General features: G+C 41.0%; 8 protein-coding genes. 4 read left to right on the top strand and 4 right to left on the bottom strand.

The genetic code is table 11. From position 1 onward, the window contains the following. The first annotated feature begins 286 nt into the window (after nt 1–286). Nucleotides 287–2698: a TonB-dependent receptor gene (locus NH462_RS10680; RefSeq protein WP_010375263.1), complete on the top strand. Its 2412-nt coding sequence runs from the start codon at nt 287–289 to the stop codon at nt 2696–2698. Nucleotides 2699–2782: 84 nt separating this feature from the next. Here the strand turns inward: NH462_RS10680 and NH462_RS10675 are convergent, their stop codons facing one another. The 4 genes from NH462_RS10675 to NH462_RS10660 form a co-directional block, all read right to left on the bottom strand. Continuing rightward, nucleotides 2783–3658, bottom strand: coding sequence for an AraC family transcriptional regulator (locus NH462_RS10675; RefSeq protein WP_253105659.1), 876 nt, complete (start codon nt 3656–3658; stop codon nt 2783–2785). 121 nt (nt 3659–3779) lie between these two features. Continuing rightward, the gene (locus NH462_RS10670; RefSeq protein WP_253105658.1) at nt 3780–4982 is read right to left on the bottom strand and encodes a response regulator; all 1203 of its coding nucleotides are present in this window, start codon (nt 4980–4982) and stop codon (nt 3780–3782) included. 46 nt (nt 4983–5028) lie between these two features. After that, complete coding sequence (locus NH462_RS10665; RefSeq protein ID WP_010375255.1) at nt 5029–6234, bottom strand: EAL domain-containing response regulator; 1206 nt, start codon at nt 6232–6234, stop codon at nt 5029–5031. Between the two features lie 28 nt (nt 6235–6262). Beyond that, nucleotides 6263–10957, bottom strand: a complete 4695-nt coding sequence (locus NH462_RS10660) for an ATP-binding protein (RefSeq protein WP_253105657.1) — start codon at nt 10955–10957, stop codon at nt 6263–6265. 70 nt (nt 10958–11027) lie between these two features. On the opposite strand from NH462_RS10660, the gene NH462_RS10655 reads away from it, so the two are divergent. The 3 genes from NH462_RS10655 to NH462_RS10645 all read left to right on the top strand — a co-directional run bounded on the left by NH462_RS10655 (nt 11028) and on the right by NH462_RS10645 (nt 15861). Further along, complete coding sequence (locus NH462_RS10655) at nt 11028–11513, top strand: GAF domain-containing protein (protein WP_010375249.1); 486 nt, start codon at nt 11028–11030, stop codon at nt 11511–11513. A gap of 556 nt (nt 11514–12069) precedes the next feature. Continuing rightward, on the top strand, nt 12070–12960 hold the full coding sequence (locus NH462_RS10650; protein WP_010375246.1) for a cation diffusion facilitator family transporter: 891 nt from the start codon (nt 12070–12072) through the stop codon (nt 12958–12960). A gap of 117 nt (nt 12961–13077) precedes the next feature. Then, complete coding sequence (locus NH462_RS10645) at nt 13078–15861, top strand: ATP-binding protein (RefSeq protein WP_253105656.1); 2784 nt, start codon at nt 13078–13080, stop codon at nt 15859–15861. Nucleotides 15862–15887 lie beyond the last annotated feature (26 nt).

Here is a 15887-nt window from a genome sequence, read left to right as displayed (position 1 = left end):
AGCAAAGGTCAACAGGCCCTAATGCGGTTTGCAAAATTGGGTAAGCCGCGCAGCGAGGAAATAACGAAGTTAGATTACGCTCGCTAAATAAAAATATCCATCCGTTACACTTTATTATCATCTTTGCGTGTATTGCAAAAAACATTACAAATTTAAAATGTAAATGATAGTTGTTATCATTACCATTGTTTTGCTAAACTTCGCTCCCTCTCTGATAAATTATTTTCTGAAATAGGTATTCGTGGCTATTTCAAAAAGATCCAATTGCGTAGTTTGGAGTTAAAAAATGCAATACTCTCGCTCTTCTGTTCTTTCCGCCTCATGTGTTGCGGTTAAGCTAGCTTTACTAGGTACAAGCACAGCGGCTTTTGCTTCTGAAGACATAGAAAAAATCAGTGTCTACGGCAAACACAATAAAATTATTTTGCAATCTGGAACTGCAACTAAGTCTAATATGGATCTTATGCAGACCCCCGCAGCGGTTGTTGTTGTTGACAAAGAGCTACTAGATTCGCAAAGCGCAGCGACTTTACAAGAAGCACTACGCAACGTAAGTGGTTTATCTCAGGCAGGTAATAACTACGGCATTGGTGATTCGCTAATGGTTCGTGGCCTAGGCGTAAACTATACCTATGATGGTATGTATGGTGGTGCTGACTTAGGTAACAGCTTTAACCCAACACGCTCCTTAACCAACATCGAAAGTATTGAAGTGTTAAAAGGTCCTGCTACAGGCCTTTATGGTATTGGTGCAGCTGGTGGTGTAGTTAACTTAGTCGAGAAAAAGCCACAATTTGAACAAGCGCTTGCAATTAACGGTAAAGTGGGCGCATGGAATACTTATGGCTTGGGCGTTGATTTTACAGATGCAATTACTGACAAGCTTGCCTACCGTGTTGTTGCAAACCATGAGCGTAGCGACGGCTATCGAGATCTAGAATCTAATAGAGACGAAATCTATGCAAGCTTACGTTTCGACCCAAGCAGTGAGCACTCATTTTTACTTTCAACGGCTTATATTGATGATTCGCAACAAGTAGATTCAATTGGCGATCCTGTACGCATTATTAACTGGGATAGCATTACTGGGCAACCAGGACTGGTTACAGCTGATCGCTTGCCAAATGACCCACAATATGATGCTGAGAAAGGTAAGTGGTTAGGTGTACAACTGAATGATGAACAGCGCGCGCAACTTGCTGAGTCAATCCGTATTGGCGATGGCTTAAAGCCTTTCAATCTTGGCGATGGGAATCTTATTTCTCCTTTATCTCGTCCTAATGAAGGTGAAGAGTTACGGATAAAGCTTCGTCACGATTGGTACTTAAATCGCAGCTCAAAGCTAACCCAGCAGATATTATGGCGTAGTTACGATTCGGATTTTGTTCGCCAAACAGGTGCTTATAATTATGTTTATTGGGAGCGCAATGGTGTGATCAATGCAAACCCAAGAGCCCCGCTTGTGATTGATGATGTGCTATATCCTTATGCGGCTCGCCGTCAAGAGTATCGCCGTCAAGTTGCCAGCGAAAAAACGTGGCAGTACTTTGCTGATTTACAGTTAACTTGGGATATGGGTTCTTTGAGCGGTGAGCACCTAGTTAGCGTTAACTATGAAAATCGTGATATGCGCTTAAAAAGTTGGTCTGCATATGATGCAGATGGTAAAGGCTCAATTCCATATATCTTAGATATTCGCGAGCCAAACTGGCCGACAGGCGAATTTGAGGATTATAACCCATCGCTACGCAGTAACTACGATAAAACACTTACGGCGTATGGCATTAGTGCACAAGAAGTGGTGTATATCACTGATGCACTAACTGCTCGTGCTGGCCTTGCATATACTAGCGTTGAACAAAAATATCAGCATTTGGGCACTGAGCGTTCACCTGAAGAGAGTGAAGAGCTGGACACGGATGATGCTGGTATGACGTATAATATTGGTTTGAATTATCAAGTGACCTCTCAGCTTTCTGCTTTTGTAAATATGGCAAAAGGTCGTACTGCATACAGTGTACTGGGTAGCCTAGAAAATGAAGCTGATGCGAACCGTAAAAACAGACCTGACTCGGAATCTGAAACGTTAGATATTGGTGTGCGTTTTACTGCGTTTGACGAAGATTTATTGGGGTCATTAGTGTGGTTTGAAACTAAACGCACAAACCTAATGTATAACAACCCTGAGTATAACGAGCAGCCTGGTGAAGACTACAATGTGAGTGTTCCACGCTATTTCTTCGATGATGAAGACGAGTCAAAAGGTGTAGAACTTGACTTAAATTTAGCATTGAACGACCAGATTAGTGTGAATATGAACGCAACCTATCAAGATGCTGTTGAGATCCGTTTGAATGAGCGCTCAGGTCAAATGAAAGGCGTGCCGAAAAAGTTTGCCAGCACGTGGATTAAATATACTCAACCCGTGGATTGGTTTGAGGGGGCGTTAGAGTACAGTCTTGGCATTAACTATGAGAGTGAACGAACAATTAACTCTGTTTCTTTCGGTCTGCCTACGGCAACCATTGATGGTTATACCCGCTGGGATGCTGCGATTAAGTTCGATGCTGAACAGTTCGATATTCAGCTAAACCTTGAAAACCTAACTGATGAGCGCTATTACAGTAAAGCATTGTTCTTAGGCGGTACGCCTGGCAACGAGCGTAATGCTAAGTTGAGCTTTAACTATAGGTTCTAAGGTTCACAAAGAACAAGGAGGGAAGTCCCTCCTTTTCTTAGTCACGTTTAGATCAGTTAATCCCTGAACAGGATAAAAAATCAGTTATTTAATGTAACAAGTGATACGAGTGAGAAGCTCGTGTGGTGGTGTATCTCTGACATCATTTAAGTACTCTTCGATAACAGGCACATCGGCAGGTTCAAACTCACTGTTTGGTAACCATTGTCCAAACAGATACTCGTAAGGCGTTTCAAGAGAAGCATAGTCACCTTGGTAAAGTAGGCTAGCTGTTTTGCCCGATGGAATGGCGAATTCACAAAGCTCATCAGGGAGGGATGCCGTTGTCTTTGGCACCAAAATTGTTGCCATTGATTTCAGTTTGCTTTCCTCTACGGTTTTTGGGTCGTCAAAATACACCCCAAAGAAACGCGTATCTTCACCTAATAAGCCTTGTTGTTGCGCCAGTACGTTTAACTTCTCAAATGCTTGACCGATTTGCATGTAATCGCCACGGTGCTCAAGTCCGATTAACATCATTTGCTCATTACTGCCTATTTCTACATTAAACATATTCGAATCCTCATCTACCTTAATGATATAAAATTCGGCCGCACAGCCTTTTGCCTTGGCCTGTTCATGTTGGCGAAATAGGCTAGGTGGTTGCTTATATCGTTGAGAAAATGCTCGGCTAAACGCTTCTATACTTGCGTAGCCGGTTTGCTCAGCCACCTTTGCAATGGAGTCTTGGGTGCGAATTAACATACCTGCTGCAACATGTAGTCGCATTCTTCTCACGGTTGCATTGATGGTTTCCCCTGCGATTGAGCGATAAACACGGTGAAAGTGATAAGTCGACATATGGCATTGATCAGCAAGCGTGATCACATCAAGTTCGCGATTAATATTGTTATAGATGTAATCAATAACAGTATTTAAGCGAGTAGTGTAATGGCTCAGGGTCGTTGCTTTTTTAGTCATCGTTCACTTCGTTGTTGGTTTATGCGGCCAATTACAACTCCGAAACTTACGTCAGAGCTGATATGGCTTATCATGGCAGAACTCGATTTGATAATGTTTGCTGATTTGTACTTTACGCAACTTATTGGTTTTCCGTAAGTGCTTTTTCCACGGCTTTTAAAATAGATGATTTGGTAGACGGTTTGGTGATGTACCCTGTGAGCCCCAAAGACGCCCACTTTCTGATTATATCTTTGTTTTTATTGCTAGTTAGCGCAATGATAGGAAGTTTTTTACAATGTGGAATATTGCGAATATTTTTGGTTGTATTGTAGCCATCAAGCTCTGGCATAAATAAATCCATAAATACCATGGTGAATTTATGCTTTCTCAATGTTTTTATAGCGCCTAACCCACTGGTTTCACAGTCTACTTTATACCCCTCATCACGTAGGATCTTGGCTATCATTTCACGGTAGATTTCGTTGTCTTCCACCACCATTATTTTTATTTCTTCTTGTTTGGTTTCAAGCGCTTTTGGCTCACTGACATCGACTTCACCCGTATCACCTACTGGCAATACATTTTGCGCTAATTGCGCGCACTTAGAGTTGTCTTTTTCGCTCAGCAATGCAGTAAGCTCAGCGATAGAGAATTGTTTGTCTTTTAATCGCTTCGTTAATTCATGAACACTCTCGGCAAGCTGATGTTCTAATTCATCCAACAGTGGTGATAAATGTTTTTGTTTTAGTTCATTTAGTAAGTCATCTTGAACTTTATTAATCCCTTTTTCATTGTCGAGATTACGTCTTACCGTTTGTAGCGTCTCATCCGCTTTTTGATGGTACAAGGCTGCATCATCAATCAATTGCTTTAGTTTGTCATCTATGCGACCAAAATGTTCCTCTCTGATTTTGGCAACTTCAGATGTGCCTTCTGTGCGAACTAAGGCATTATGTAGGATCATACGAAATCGGTAGTTCTCATACATAGGTTTGTAGACAAAGTAATCGGTAAAAATACCTTTCATACAACACCGAAAGGCCACGCCAGACTCTTTGTTTTCACACAACAAAATGTTCTCATGAGCATAATTAAGCAAGCCGTGCTTGGCAAGCAAGCTATAGATTTCGACACTTTTTGCGACCGTTTTTCGAGCAATAACGATGACAACAGGTGGAGACTCAGTTAGCACCTCTGCTACTTCTTTATGACTAGTGAGAGTACGGTATTCATTGACTTGAGAAGCAACAATATCGACAACGCCAGTCATTTCAGCTGGATCGTCACAAATAATAATCACTTTTGGATGTCGTTGTGCGTGTTCAACGTCTTTTTTATGCATAGATTCCCTCTGACTATGAGAGTACAACACAGCCCATTAATTTTAATTATTTACTAGAATGAGACTTTTGCAATGCGGATTCTGAGACAGTTTGCAAAAACTCTGATGGCGTACACGGTGGATAGTAATAATAGCCTTGAACTGATTCTACTTCGTAGCTCTGTACAACGACGAGATCTTCAACCTCTTCGACACCCTCAGCGACGACCTCTAGTCCAAGTTGGTGAGCCATCTCACAGGTGCTCGCGATAATGACGCGTTTGTTGGGTTGCGTTGAACAGCCATCAACAAAGCATCTATCGATTTTGAGTTCATCAAACGGCAATTCGTTAAGTTGCTTAATCGAAGAATATCCAGTACCAAAATCGTCAATAGACAGCTTAAAGCCTTTAAGTTTTAAACGCAGCAACACATCAAGCGCGCGCTTGATGTTTTCCAACAAGTGACTTTCAGTTAGCTCTAAAGTGATTTGAGAGGTGGGTGTGCAATACTCTTCGCAAATGGACTCGAGTTTTTCTGGGAGTTTTATGTCTTCAAGCTCTTTTACGCTCAAATTAATACTGAATTGAAGCGCTTTAAGAATATCTCGATTATAGCTAAGCAAGGACAAAGTCTGTTTTAACAAACTATATGAAAGCAAATGAATAAGATTATGTTCTTCCATTGTCGCGATAAACTGTGAAGGTGGCACTGTGCCATCGGTATTATGATGCCACCTTGCAAGTACTTCTGCGCCAATAATTGCACCGGATGGACTGGCGACTTTTGGTTGGAAATAAGCACAAAACTCTTCTCGCAATAGCCCCTCATAGATCTCATCTTTACTATAGTTTTGTAGTGCGTGTTGGGACTTAGTGGATGTATTTTGAGACTGGAGCTGACTGTAAAGTTCTTTTAGTTTGGTTGCAGAGAGTGGCTTTTCTAAACTAGATATAATGGTGAGGCCATGAAGCTCAGCCAGTGCTGCAGTATTTTTGATGAATAGACCCTTTTCGCCACTTAGTAATGCGATAGGTGCTTGGATGCTTAGTTCGGCAAATTTTCGCAATATCTCTACACCATCCATTTGCGGCATGTTGATATCAAGCAAAATGAGGGAAGCTTGATGGAGCTCTTGACTTCCTAATGCAGACAGGCCGCTGTTAAACCCTTTAAAAGTGCATGGTGTCTGGTTAGAAATCAACAATTGCAATTGCGTAAGAATAAGCTCGCTATCATCAATCGCAATAATAAGGTGCTTTTCATTTATCATACATACTAGGCCTGAGTTTTAGCACGTGTTACGTTAGATCTTCCACATTAAGTATAGAAGCGATTTCAGCTTGTGCATTATCAAAAAGCATCAAACATTGATTCAATAAATTTTCAATTTTTATGTGCTTACCTTCACTTGCTGCATGCTCAAGTTCTGCCATTTTTTCAGAGAGTTGTGTTGCGCCGACTGCTTTTGCCGAGGTTTTCCCTTGATGTGCAATATTCTTGACACTTTCAGGATGTTCTAGGTCTACCCCTTGTAACAGTTTTTTTGTGTCGTCAACAAAGCTTCTTAAGAAAATACTCTGTAGCTCTTTATCTGTACCTACATATTCACTGAGTATCACCAAATCGATATGTCTGGTTGGCGCATCTAGTTCCTCTATCAGTGAGGGAGGATTCTCCGCTTCTTGGCTGTTTGTTGGAATGTTGCTTGAGAACCATTTTTTTAGCTTTTTGTTTAATTTTTGCAAGACAATGGGCTTTGCAATGTAATCGTCCATCCCGGCGTTAAAACAAATATCTTTCTCACCGTCTAACGCATTAGCCGTTGCTGCAATGATAGGAATGTGCTCTAGATTGCGTTCACGTTCATGCTCGCGACGCTGTTTTGTGAATTCATAGCCATCCATCACTGGCATATGGCAATCTGAAATAATAAGCGAAAAGTGATACTGTTCGAGTAGCTGCAAGGCAACTTTACCATTGTCGGCGATAATGCATTGATAGCCTAGCAGTGCCAGCTGTCTTTTGAATAAATCCTGATTATAAACATTGTCCTCAACGACTAAGATAAGCTTGTTAAGTGCTTGGGCATCACTAATTGTAGGCAATGTCTTAAATTTAGTATCGCTGTCGTCATTTGTTGATTCACTGTCGATTAGCCCTTCTAAGGTGGCGATGTGTGAAACGACTTTATACGCATAATAAGGATATAGTGCGAGGTTTGAGACGTTGATATTATTTGCATGCGGAAGCTTATCCTGATTATTGTCTAGCAAAATATACTTGCACTCGCTTTCCGCGATGAAAACTTCTTTTCCTTCTGTAGTGAGTTGTTGGAAGGCTTCTGCAGTGATAACGAGATAATCAAATTGTTGACTATCAATTAGTTGCGCATTAAACAGTTCTCGAGGGAATATTTCACATTGGGCTTCATAGATGCGTAGTTGATTTTGGAGGTCCTTTTCAAATTTGTCCTCGTCGCCCACTACGGCAATTTTTAGTCTGTCTAAGGTTAAGCTTATAGCGCTGGTTTGTTTTGGCACTTCACAGTATGGCAGAGTAACAATAAAGTTGCTGCCAAAGCCCTCTAGGCTTCTACAGTCAATTTCCCCCTCCATCATGGCAACAAGTTTGTGGGTAATGGAAAGGCCCAGTCCGGTACCGCCATATTGGCGTTGAATACTGCTATCTGCTTGAACAAATGGCTTAAAAAGGTTTTCTACTTGTTCTTCGGACATACCTTTACCATTGTCTTTCACGCTAATTTCCATATAACCATCATCGGGAGAGCGCCCAATAGTCACTTCTACAAAACCGGAGGCTGTGGCGGTAGTTTTGGTGAATTTTAACGCGTTACCGATTAGATTTAATAAAATTTGGCGCAGTCTAACCGGATCTCCTAATTGCCAATTTGGTAACTGTGGCGAAAGATAAAAGGCAAGCTTGAGCTTTTTAGAGTCCGCTTGATATGCAAGTAGCTCCGCGAGTTCTTTAATAATTTCTTGCCAGCTAAATGGTGTTGATTCAAGTTGCATTTTTCCAGCTTCGATTTTTGAAAAGTCTAATATGTCGTTAATTATTCGAAGTAGCACCAATGCTGAACTTTTTGCGACTTTAGTGAGGTGAGATTGCTCATGATCAAGGTTAGATTGGGCAAGAATATCCAGCATGCCTACCACGCCGTTCATCGGCGTTCTTATCTCATGACTCATTGTTGCTAGGAAACGAGACTTTGCTTCACTTGCTTGCTCTGCTTTTATGCGAGCTTGTTCAAGCTCTGCAGAAAAGTTGATACTTTTAGTGATATCATTCTGGTAGATGAGAGTGTATTTCCCTGAATCTGTGGTGATGTTTTTCACTAACACGTTGAACCAGTGCAGGATATCTTCACTGACATACTGGCACGTTGTTAGTGCTTGATATTGTTCTTTGTCTTTTGCCTCTTCTAACATGGACAGTAATTCGCTATTGTCTGTCATTGGAAGCTGGGTAATAAATGCTATAACGTCAGAGCCTTTGTTGAGAGAGCTTCCCATGAATTGGTATTCGTTGTGATCAGTTCTTTTGATGTGTTCGTTAAACTTATTCAGCATAGCTATATGCTGGTCTTCATCAATTAGCAGGATAAATGCTGGAAATGAATCAATGGCCTCTTGAAGCAGCTTTTCTGTCGACTTTTGGACTTTGAGTAAATGCTGCGCTGACATTCTTTCTACATCAGCTTCATGCATTTTTTCTAGGGCCTCTTTTCTCGCGGCGACGAGTTCCTTTTGTATTCTCTTTTGGCGATTGCTTTCATTAACTTGATTCGTTACATCTTTTACAACCCCGACAACAAACTGCGAATTTTCACTTGAGTAGTATTTTAAATTGAGAATGACATTTAGATATCTAGTTGAAGACTCGTCTCTTATTGTCAATTGAAGTTCACTAGATTGATCGTGAGTTAAGGAACGTAAGTTTGATTGCAACTTTTTCCTATTGTCACTATCGAGCAATTTTATAATTGGTTTTAAATTATGGTGCTCAAGTTCAGGAGATAAGTTAAATAAAGCTCTAAACCCTTCAGAGGTATGACCATAAAATTGGCCAGCCGATATTTCAAAACTGCCGATAGCGGCAAGCTTTTCAGATGAGTTCAATAAGGTTTGACGCTTTTGAATCGCGTCTTTTGCAGCTTGCCTGTCTAATTTGGCTTTTTGTTGGGCGCGATAGCTAACTGCTAAACCAAATAAGCAAAATGCACTTAATGACAACACCTGCCAGATAAACTTAATTTCTATAGTGTAGAAGAGATCTTGATTAAATGCGTCACGTGAATACGCATAAGTACCTACTTGAAGCTCCTGATCCCAGATTTTTGCACTTAGAAAATCGGCTTGATCAATATTATTAGTAAGCAGTAATTGGCTTAGTGGAGTGTGCGTGCCGCTAATTTTAATCGCTTCGACTTCCTGCTCAGTGTAGTAACCCGATGCGTTTTCTAGACGAGTATCAAGGCTGAGTTCTAGACTGCCAAGTAACACATCCAGTTGCGCTTCGTACCAATATAGTGTTTTCGTCAGCCCCTTATCGGACAGCCCAAGACCCGTCATAATCAATATACGATGACCATCATTACCCTTTATAATTTGTGTAACTATTCCTCCACGGTGCAAGCTTTCTTGATATTGAGAATAAAATGACGTGATCTGGCTTTTGTCTACATACTGAGTATTATTTAGATTATTAACGGCTAGTGTCTGTAACTGAGAAGGTATAACGAGACTTGCATCGGTGCTAATACTCGCATATCTAAGTTTTTCGATATGTGGCTTGTACCATAGCGTTTTAAGGTGGTTTATACGCTCCAATGATTGGTTATTTAGCTGCCTAAGTGTTTGCACTTCAGAGAGGTACAATAGCTGCTTTTGGCTTGCAAAATGTTCCACAAATAGCACGGCAAGTACTGACGAAAATATTACAATGAGCTGTGCAGTTTGTGTTCTAAGCGGTGCCGTTTTATATATTTTTAATTCGGTAAACGCTTTAATCAATAGGCAAATTAAAATGATATAAAGCAGTGCAATAGTTAAAGAGATAATGAGTGAGGTTTGAGCTCGCTCTTGTGACTTTTGCATGGATGCAGAAGCTGACTCTTTCATATATTTAAGTAGATTCAGACTGCCACTAGCGAGCAGGTTCAAATAGGCAGTACTGTTATCCCACCACACATAGTGTGGTAAGTTGGCTTCAGCTCCACGGCTAAAGCGGTTTAAGGCTGAGGTGACATAGTCATACTCTCTAGACGCCGTAGCAGCATTGTATAGCTGTACGGTATTTTGATTATCTTTGAGGCTGTCCATCAGTGTGACATGAGTGGCGTAGTATTGTAGCGCACTTCTCATTGCACTTAATCTAGTGGCCTCTTCATCTGCCGTTAGGTATCGGCTGATCTTCGCTCTGAGTCTGCCCCCTAACTCTATTGCTCTGATAAGTGTGTGAATATTCTGATATTGTGTTTTGTCATCATTGCTACCAAAATTATGGATGAAGGACTGCTCAGTTTGTATGGTTCGGACTGTATCGATTAAGTGATTTATCAAAATTGTGTAGCGAAGAAATAGTTGCTCGTGATTGATATTTGCTTGTCTATTGAGCTTTCTCAGTGTTTGTATATCGTCTTTTATGGTCAATTGAAACTGATCGAAGTTATTAATGCTCGTGAGTTTTTCAGCTGTGAGTCTTGTTATTTTTTCGTCTGTTTCCTGATAATATGCCAGTAGCCGCGCGTCGTGTTCTTCCTCGGACTTAAATCCCGTGGACATGCCGCGTTCACGTTGCAGACTAAAGATCACTTCAATTGCTTTATCTAGGGCGGAAAGGTTGTTGTAGTATAAAGTCAGACTCTGGTGAACCACACGATTTTTATTAAACTCGTTAATTTCGAGGTAAAAACCACTTAAGCAGACTAGGGAAAAAAAGGTTAGGGAGATTATTTTAAAATACTTGCTCACATTTGCCACCTGCGTTATCTCACAAAACAAACTATAGTAGAAATATAAACACTGTCTAATTAAGTAGATTATGAAAATCCCTGAGTTACCTGAAAACGAACATGCCAGATTACATGCGCTTAGGGAGCTTGCGATACTCGATACAAAACCAACACTTGAATTGGACCGAATTACTCAATTTACAGCCCATGTTTTTGATGCTCCAATTGCATTGGTGAGTCTTGTTGACAAGGACAGACAGTGGTTTAAATCCCGCTTTGGATTAGATGCTGAGCAAACGTCTCGCGACGTTTCATTTTGCGGCCATGCAATATTAGAAGACACGGTATTCGTAGTTTCCGATACGCTCGAAGATCCTCGCTTTATGGATAACCCTTTGGTGTTAAATGCCCCACATATTCGATTTTATGCTGGTGCGCCTATCATATTGTCCAGCGGCTTTCGTATTGGAACCGTGTGTGTTATCGACTTAGAGCCCCGAGAGTTGAGTGAAGCTGACTGTGAAATACTAAGGCAAATTGCAAACGACGTTGTGACTCAACTGGAGAAAATCTAATTGTACTTTTGCGTAAGTAAAAGCGATAAAGTTGCGCAAGTAAAAGCGATAAAGTTGCGCAAGTAAAAGCGATAAAGGCTAAAATTTTCCATAAAGTCGGCCGTTATAGTCGCAAATATTAGTGCATTTAGCTCGTGGAAACGTTACAATTGAGACTGTATATCATTGCCATTTAGGACAATGTTTAAACGATAACTAACCTGAGGTTTGGATAAGGAATGAGGTAACTCATTGCTTCTAAAGTAACATTAAATTACTTCTTTATCTAGCCAGAGAGTTTTGGTGATAACTAGGCGAATTTGCGCACTAATAGCTGGCTATTGGAAGTGAATTCAACGCAGTTAGCGCTAAAACTGGCTGCTAGAAAGGCATTAATTATCCTAAGCTCAGGTTAACTACGTATATTTCTAGATCTATTTCTGTATTTTTGAATCACGGCTTTTTCCTACACGGTATAAAAGATAAGATAAGGTGAGGTGCATTTAGTCAAATGGCTCCATCTTATGTTGTGGTTGTACGTAGCATCTTATATTTAATTAGGTACACGACTCATTTCATGACAGATATCACTACGCATCAAGCTTCTCGCCGGAGACTACTGATTGCGCTCGCAATCACTTGCTCTTTTATGATCATTCAAGTTATTGGTGCTTATTACGCTAATTCTCTCGCTGTGTTAGCTGATGCTGGACACTTGTTTGTGCACAATAGTTCTTTATTTATCGCGTTGATAGCGTCAAGTGTGGCAGTTTATCTTGCTAAAACATATAACGATGGTTACAAGCGTGCTGAATATACCGGTGGACTTATCAATGGCATTCTCTACCTTTCAATTGCGGTAATTATCTTGCTCGAAGGGAGTGAGCGATTGTCTCATCATGCGGGCGGTCATGACCTAGAGGTGAATAGCTATTTAATGTCTATGATTGCTGCAATTGGGTTTTTGTTTCATGGGGCCTCCGCTTGGGTGCTGTACAAAGGCCGTAAAGACAGTATTAACGTCTATGCTGTTTTCTTGCACTCATTTTTTGATTTACTGTCCACCATATCGACATTTATCGCAGGTGTGATTATACACCTCACAGGCTGGGAGGTGGTTGATATTCTCTCGAGCATGCTGATTTCTGTCTTTGTATTGTTCACAGGAATTAAGGTGATAATTGCTTGTCTTAAAGGACTTGCTACACCCCCAGAAGTTTTACCTACGGTTCAAGAGGTTGAGAGAACGATTGTGTCTACGGAGCATGTTGAAAGCGCCCATAATATTACGGTTAGCAAAATTGATGGGGCGGTTGTCGTTGGTGCACATGTGGTATTAAAGCATCACTGTACTATCGAATCTCATGATTCAGCGTGTCGCGTGGAAGTGGAAGAAGCGTTGAAAAAGTCCTTTAATGTGCTGAGTAGTGTGCTACAAATAGAGAGCCATGACTGCCCTCATCATTAGGGAAAATAAACCCAATGTGTGATATATTTTTTAGTTATTTGTTGCACTACCTTGGCAGGTTTTAAAATATTTTTTATTGTTATACATAGGCAGTATCAAAAACCGGTGGTGTAACATTTGAATCAAAAGCAAGCGCTCATCATAACTTTAGTCTTAGGTGTACTTGGCGGGCTGGCCAATCTGTTGCCAATTTGGTTTTTGGATAGTTCTGAATTCCTTTTTGGCCAGCTGTTTGTATTATTTATCCTGCTGCTATGCGGATGGCGCTATGCCATCATCGCTGTGATTATAGGTGCCGGTTTTATTTGGTATCGATGGGAGCATGCTTGGCCTTCTGTGGTTTTTTTCTTCGAAGTGTTGTGGCTTCACTTTGTCTGCGTCCGTTTCGCCAAGCCATTTTTTGTTCGGGGTATCGTTTATTGGATTTTGTTGGGGTTACCTGCATTATTTATTTTTGGCTATTTTGCCCTCGAACTGCCGTTACTCGTTATATTCACTGCACTGGCTAAGTACCTAATCAACGCTGGTATTTGCCTCGCTGTGGTCGACTTGCTGAGCTTTTTCTTTACTCGCAGCAAGTGGCAAGGGATGCCGCTCAATCAAATTCTGAATTCTACCGTCAACCTTGTTATCGTTTTAGTTGTATTAATGACAACCGTCGTGCTGACAAACAATTACTATAAAAGAATTGAAGCAGAGATAAAAACACAGCTTGAAGAAGCCTCCGGTTCTATAGTCGCTCAAATTGATGACTACCTTGATGCATACCGTCGCGCGATGGTGATATCCGCAACGGATGTATCCTTAGGGATTGATGCTGATTATGTTATTGAGCGGTTGCTAAAAACTCATGCTAATTTTAGAACCGCAATTGTTGCGGACAAAGATGCTAATGTTACCCACCTTTATCCGCAGCATTTTGCTGAGACGATGAAGGGAACAAACGCCAATGTGTCAGATAGAGACTATTTTATTAAAGCACCTGAACACCCTGAAGGATTTGTGTCGGGCATATTCCAAGGGCGTGGCTTTGATGAAGCGCCAATCGTGGCAATTTCAGCGCCAATCTTTATCGCTGAAGAGTTTAAAGGAATAGTGGAAGGGTCTTTAATATTTGGCTCATTTGAACGCTTTATTCCAAAAATTCTTGCTGAAGATGCTAATTTGATTGTGTTGGATAAACACAAAAGGGTTGTCTATAGCTCGTTAAAGACCGAATTTAAAACCCTAGATATGCCAAGTGATGTGGTGTTGCAAGTCCTATTTGATAAGGAATCCTCAACTTTTGAAGACTCGACTGAGCAGATTTTATTTAAACAAACTGCGGTATCTAAGCAATATGAATGGTCAGTTATCACTATGCTCGATCGTAAATATCTTAACCTAGTTGCTGCAGAAGCTTGGTCAGATGCATTGGGACTTGCGCTTGCGATTATTGTATTGAGTTCTATTTTTGTCCGTCAGCTCACTCGATTGTTGGTGCGTCCAATTGTGGCGCTCAGTCATGATATTCGTGCTTACGAACCTTCAACTTTAATCGAAAATTCGGCGAATGCAGATAGTAGCTTTTTAGAAATAATTGAGTTGCAGCAGCAGTTCAATCAGCTGGCTTTTAAGCTAACACTGAGTTTTACAAAACAAAACCAAGCTAGCCTAGAAAACGAAAGACTTAACCGTAAGCTTACCGACTTCAATCGTGAGTTAGAGCAACAAGTTGCTGAGAAAACGGAAGAGCTAACCAAAGCCGTAGAAGCCGCTAACGCTGCTAATCATTCCAAAAGCCGGTTCCTCGCCAATATGAGTCATGAAATTAGAACGCCGTTAAATGGAATTATCGGTATGTCGGATAGCTTGATCAGAGAGCAAAGTCTTAGCAATGAGATGGCAGACCAAATAACAATTATACGGCAGTCGGCAAAGAACCTGATGCTTATCCTCAATGATATTTTGGATTATTCTAAAATTGAGGCGGGGGCTTTGAAAATAGAACGCCGGGCAGTGAATTTACAAGAAATGCTCGACAGTCTGGTCAGCATTTTCAAAATTTCTAACGTCAGATATGGTGTTGAGTTTAAGTACGAGAAGGGGGCTGAACTCCCTACATACCTTGAGTTAGATGAACTACGCGTGTCACAAGTGGTAAATAATTTACTCAGCAATGCTGGAAAGTTTACCAACAAAGGCCACATAACACTTTCCGTCCATTATGAGAGTGGGATGTTAAAGTTTACTGTTGCTGACACTGGAATTGGCATTTCAAAAGCGCAACAGGAAACGTTGTTCCATGAGTTTACTCAGGCAGACCTTTCAACCACAAGAAAGTTTGGTGGTACCGGACTTGGCTTAGCTATTTCTAAAAAACTAGTCGAAGCGATGCATGGCGAGATAAGCATTCACAGTGAACTTGGGCTCGGTAGTAAATTCTATGTAGATATTCCAGCTTCAAAAGGGCAGGGGGTTAAGAGAGAGCAACAAGAAGTAGGGGCTCCTGATTTTAATGGCCTCGATGTTCTATTGGTAGAAGACAATAAAATTAACCAAGTGGTTGTTGGTAAGTTGCTAGAGAAAACGCACTGCTTGTTAGATAAAGTGGACGACGGAGTCGAAGCTTTAGTTGCGATGAAGGCGAAAAACTATGCCTTGGTTTTAATGGATTGCCAAATGCCGAATATGGACGGCTTTGCTTGTACCAAAGCAATCAGAAACGAGCCAAATATATACGGCAATCCACATATTATTGCGATAACAGCGAACGCCTACGAAGAAGATAAACAAAAATGTATCCAGGCAGGCATGGATGATTTTATTGCTAAACCCATTGATATTAACGAACTTTATCAAAAGCTTAGTGAATGGCAGCGCTCAGAACTGCCTGATAGTGAAACGCAGGATAAGGGCTAACGCTTAGGCTAGCCCACTCAACCCGC

The sequence above is a fragment of the Pseudoalteromonas sp. OANN1 genome (genome assembly GCF_024124685.1).
Classification (GTDB): domain Bacteria; phylum Pseudomonadota; class Gammaproteobacteria; order Enterobacterales; family Alteromonadaceae; genus Pseudoalteromonas; species Pseudoalteromonas piscicida.
Note: the sequence above shows the minus strand (reverse complement) of the source record. Positions and strands in the feature narration are given on the sequence as shown.

Bases quoted from the DNA above. Each gene is read 5' to 3' on its own strand.
- NH462_RS10680 (WP_010375263.1), top strand. From the start codon at position 287: ATGCAATACTCTCGCTCTTCTGTTCTTTCCGCCTCATGTGTTGCGGTT.
- NH462_RS10675 (WP_253105659.1), bottom strand. From the start codon at position 3,658: ATGACTAAAAAAGCAACGACCCTGAGCCATTACACTACTCGCTTAAAT.
- NH462_RS10670 (WP_253105658.1), bottom strand. From the start codon at position 4,982: ATGCATAAAAAAGACGTTGAACACGCACAACGACATCCAAAAGTGATT.
- NH462_RS10665 (WP_010375255.1), bottom strand. From the start codon at position 6,234: ATGATAAATGAAAAGCACCTTATTATTGCGATTGATGATAGCGAGCTT.
- NH462_RS10655 (WP_010375249.1), top strand. From the start codon at position 11,028: ATGAAAATCCCTGAGTTACCTGAAAACGAACATGCCAGATTACATGCG.
- NH462_RS10650 (WP_010375246.1), top strand. From the start codon at position 12,070: ATGACAGATATCACTACGCATCAAGCTTCTCGCCGGAGACTACTGATT.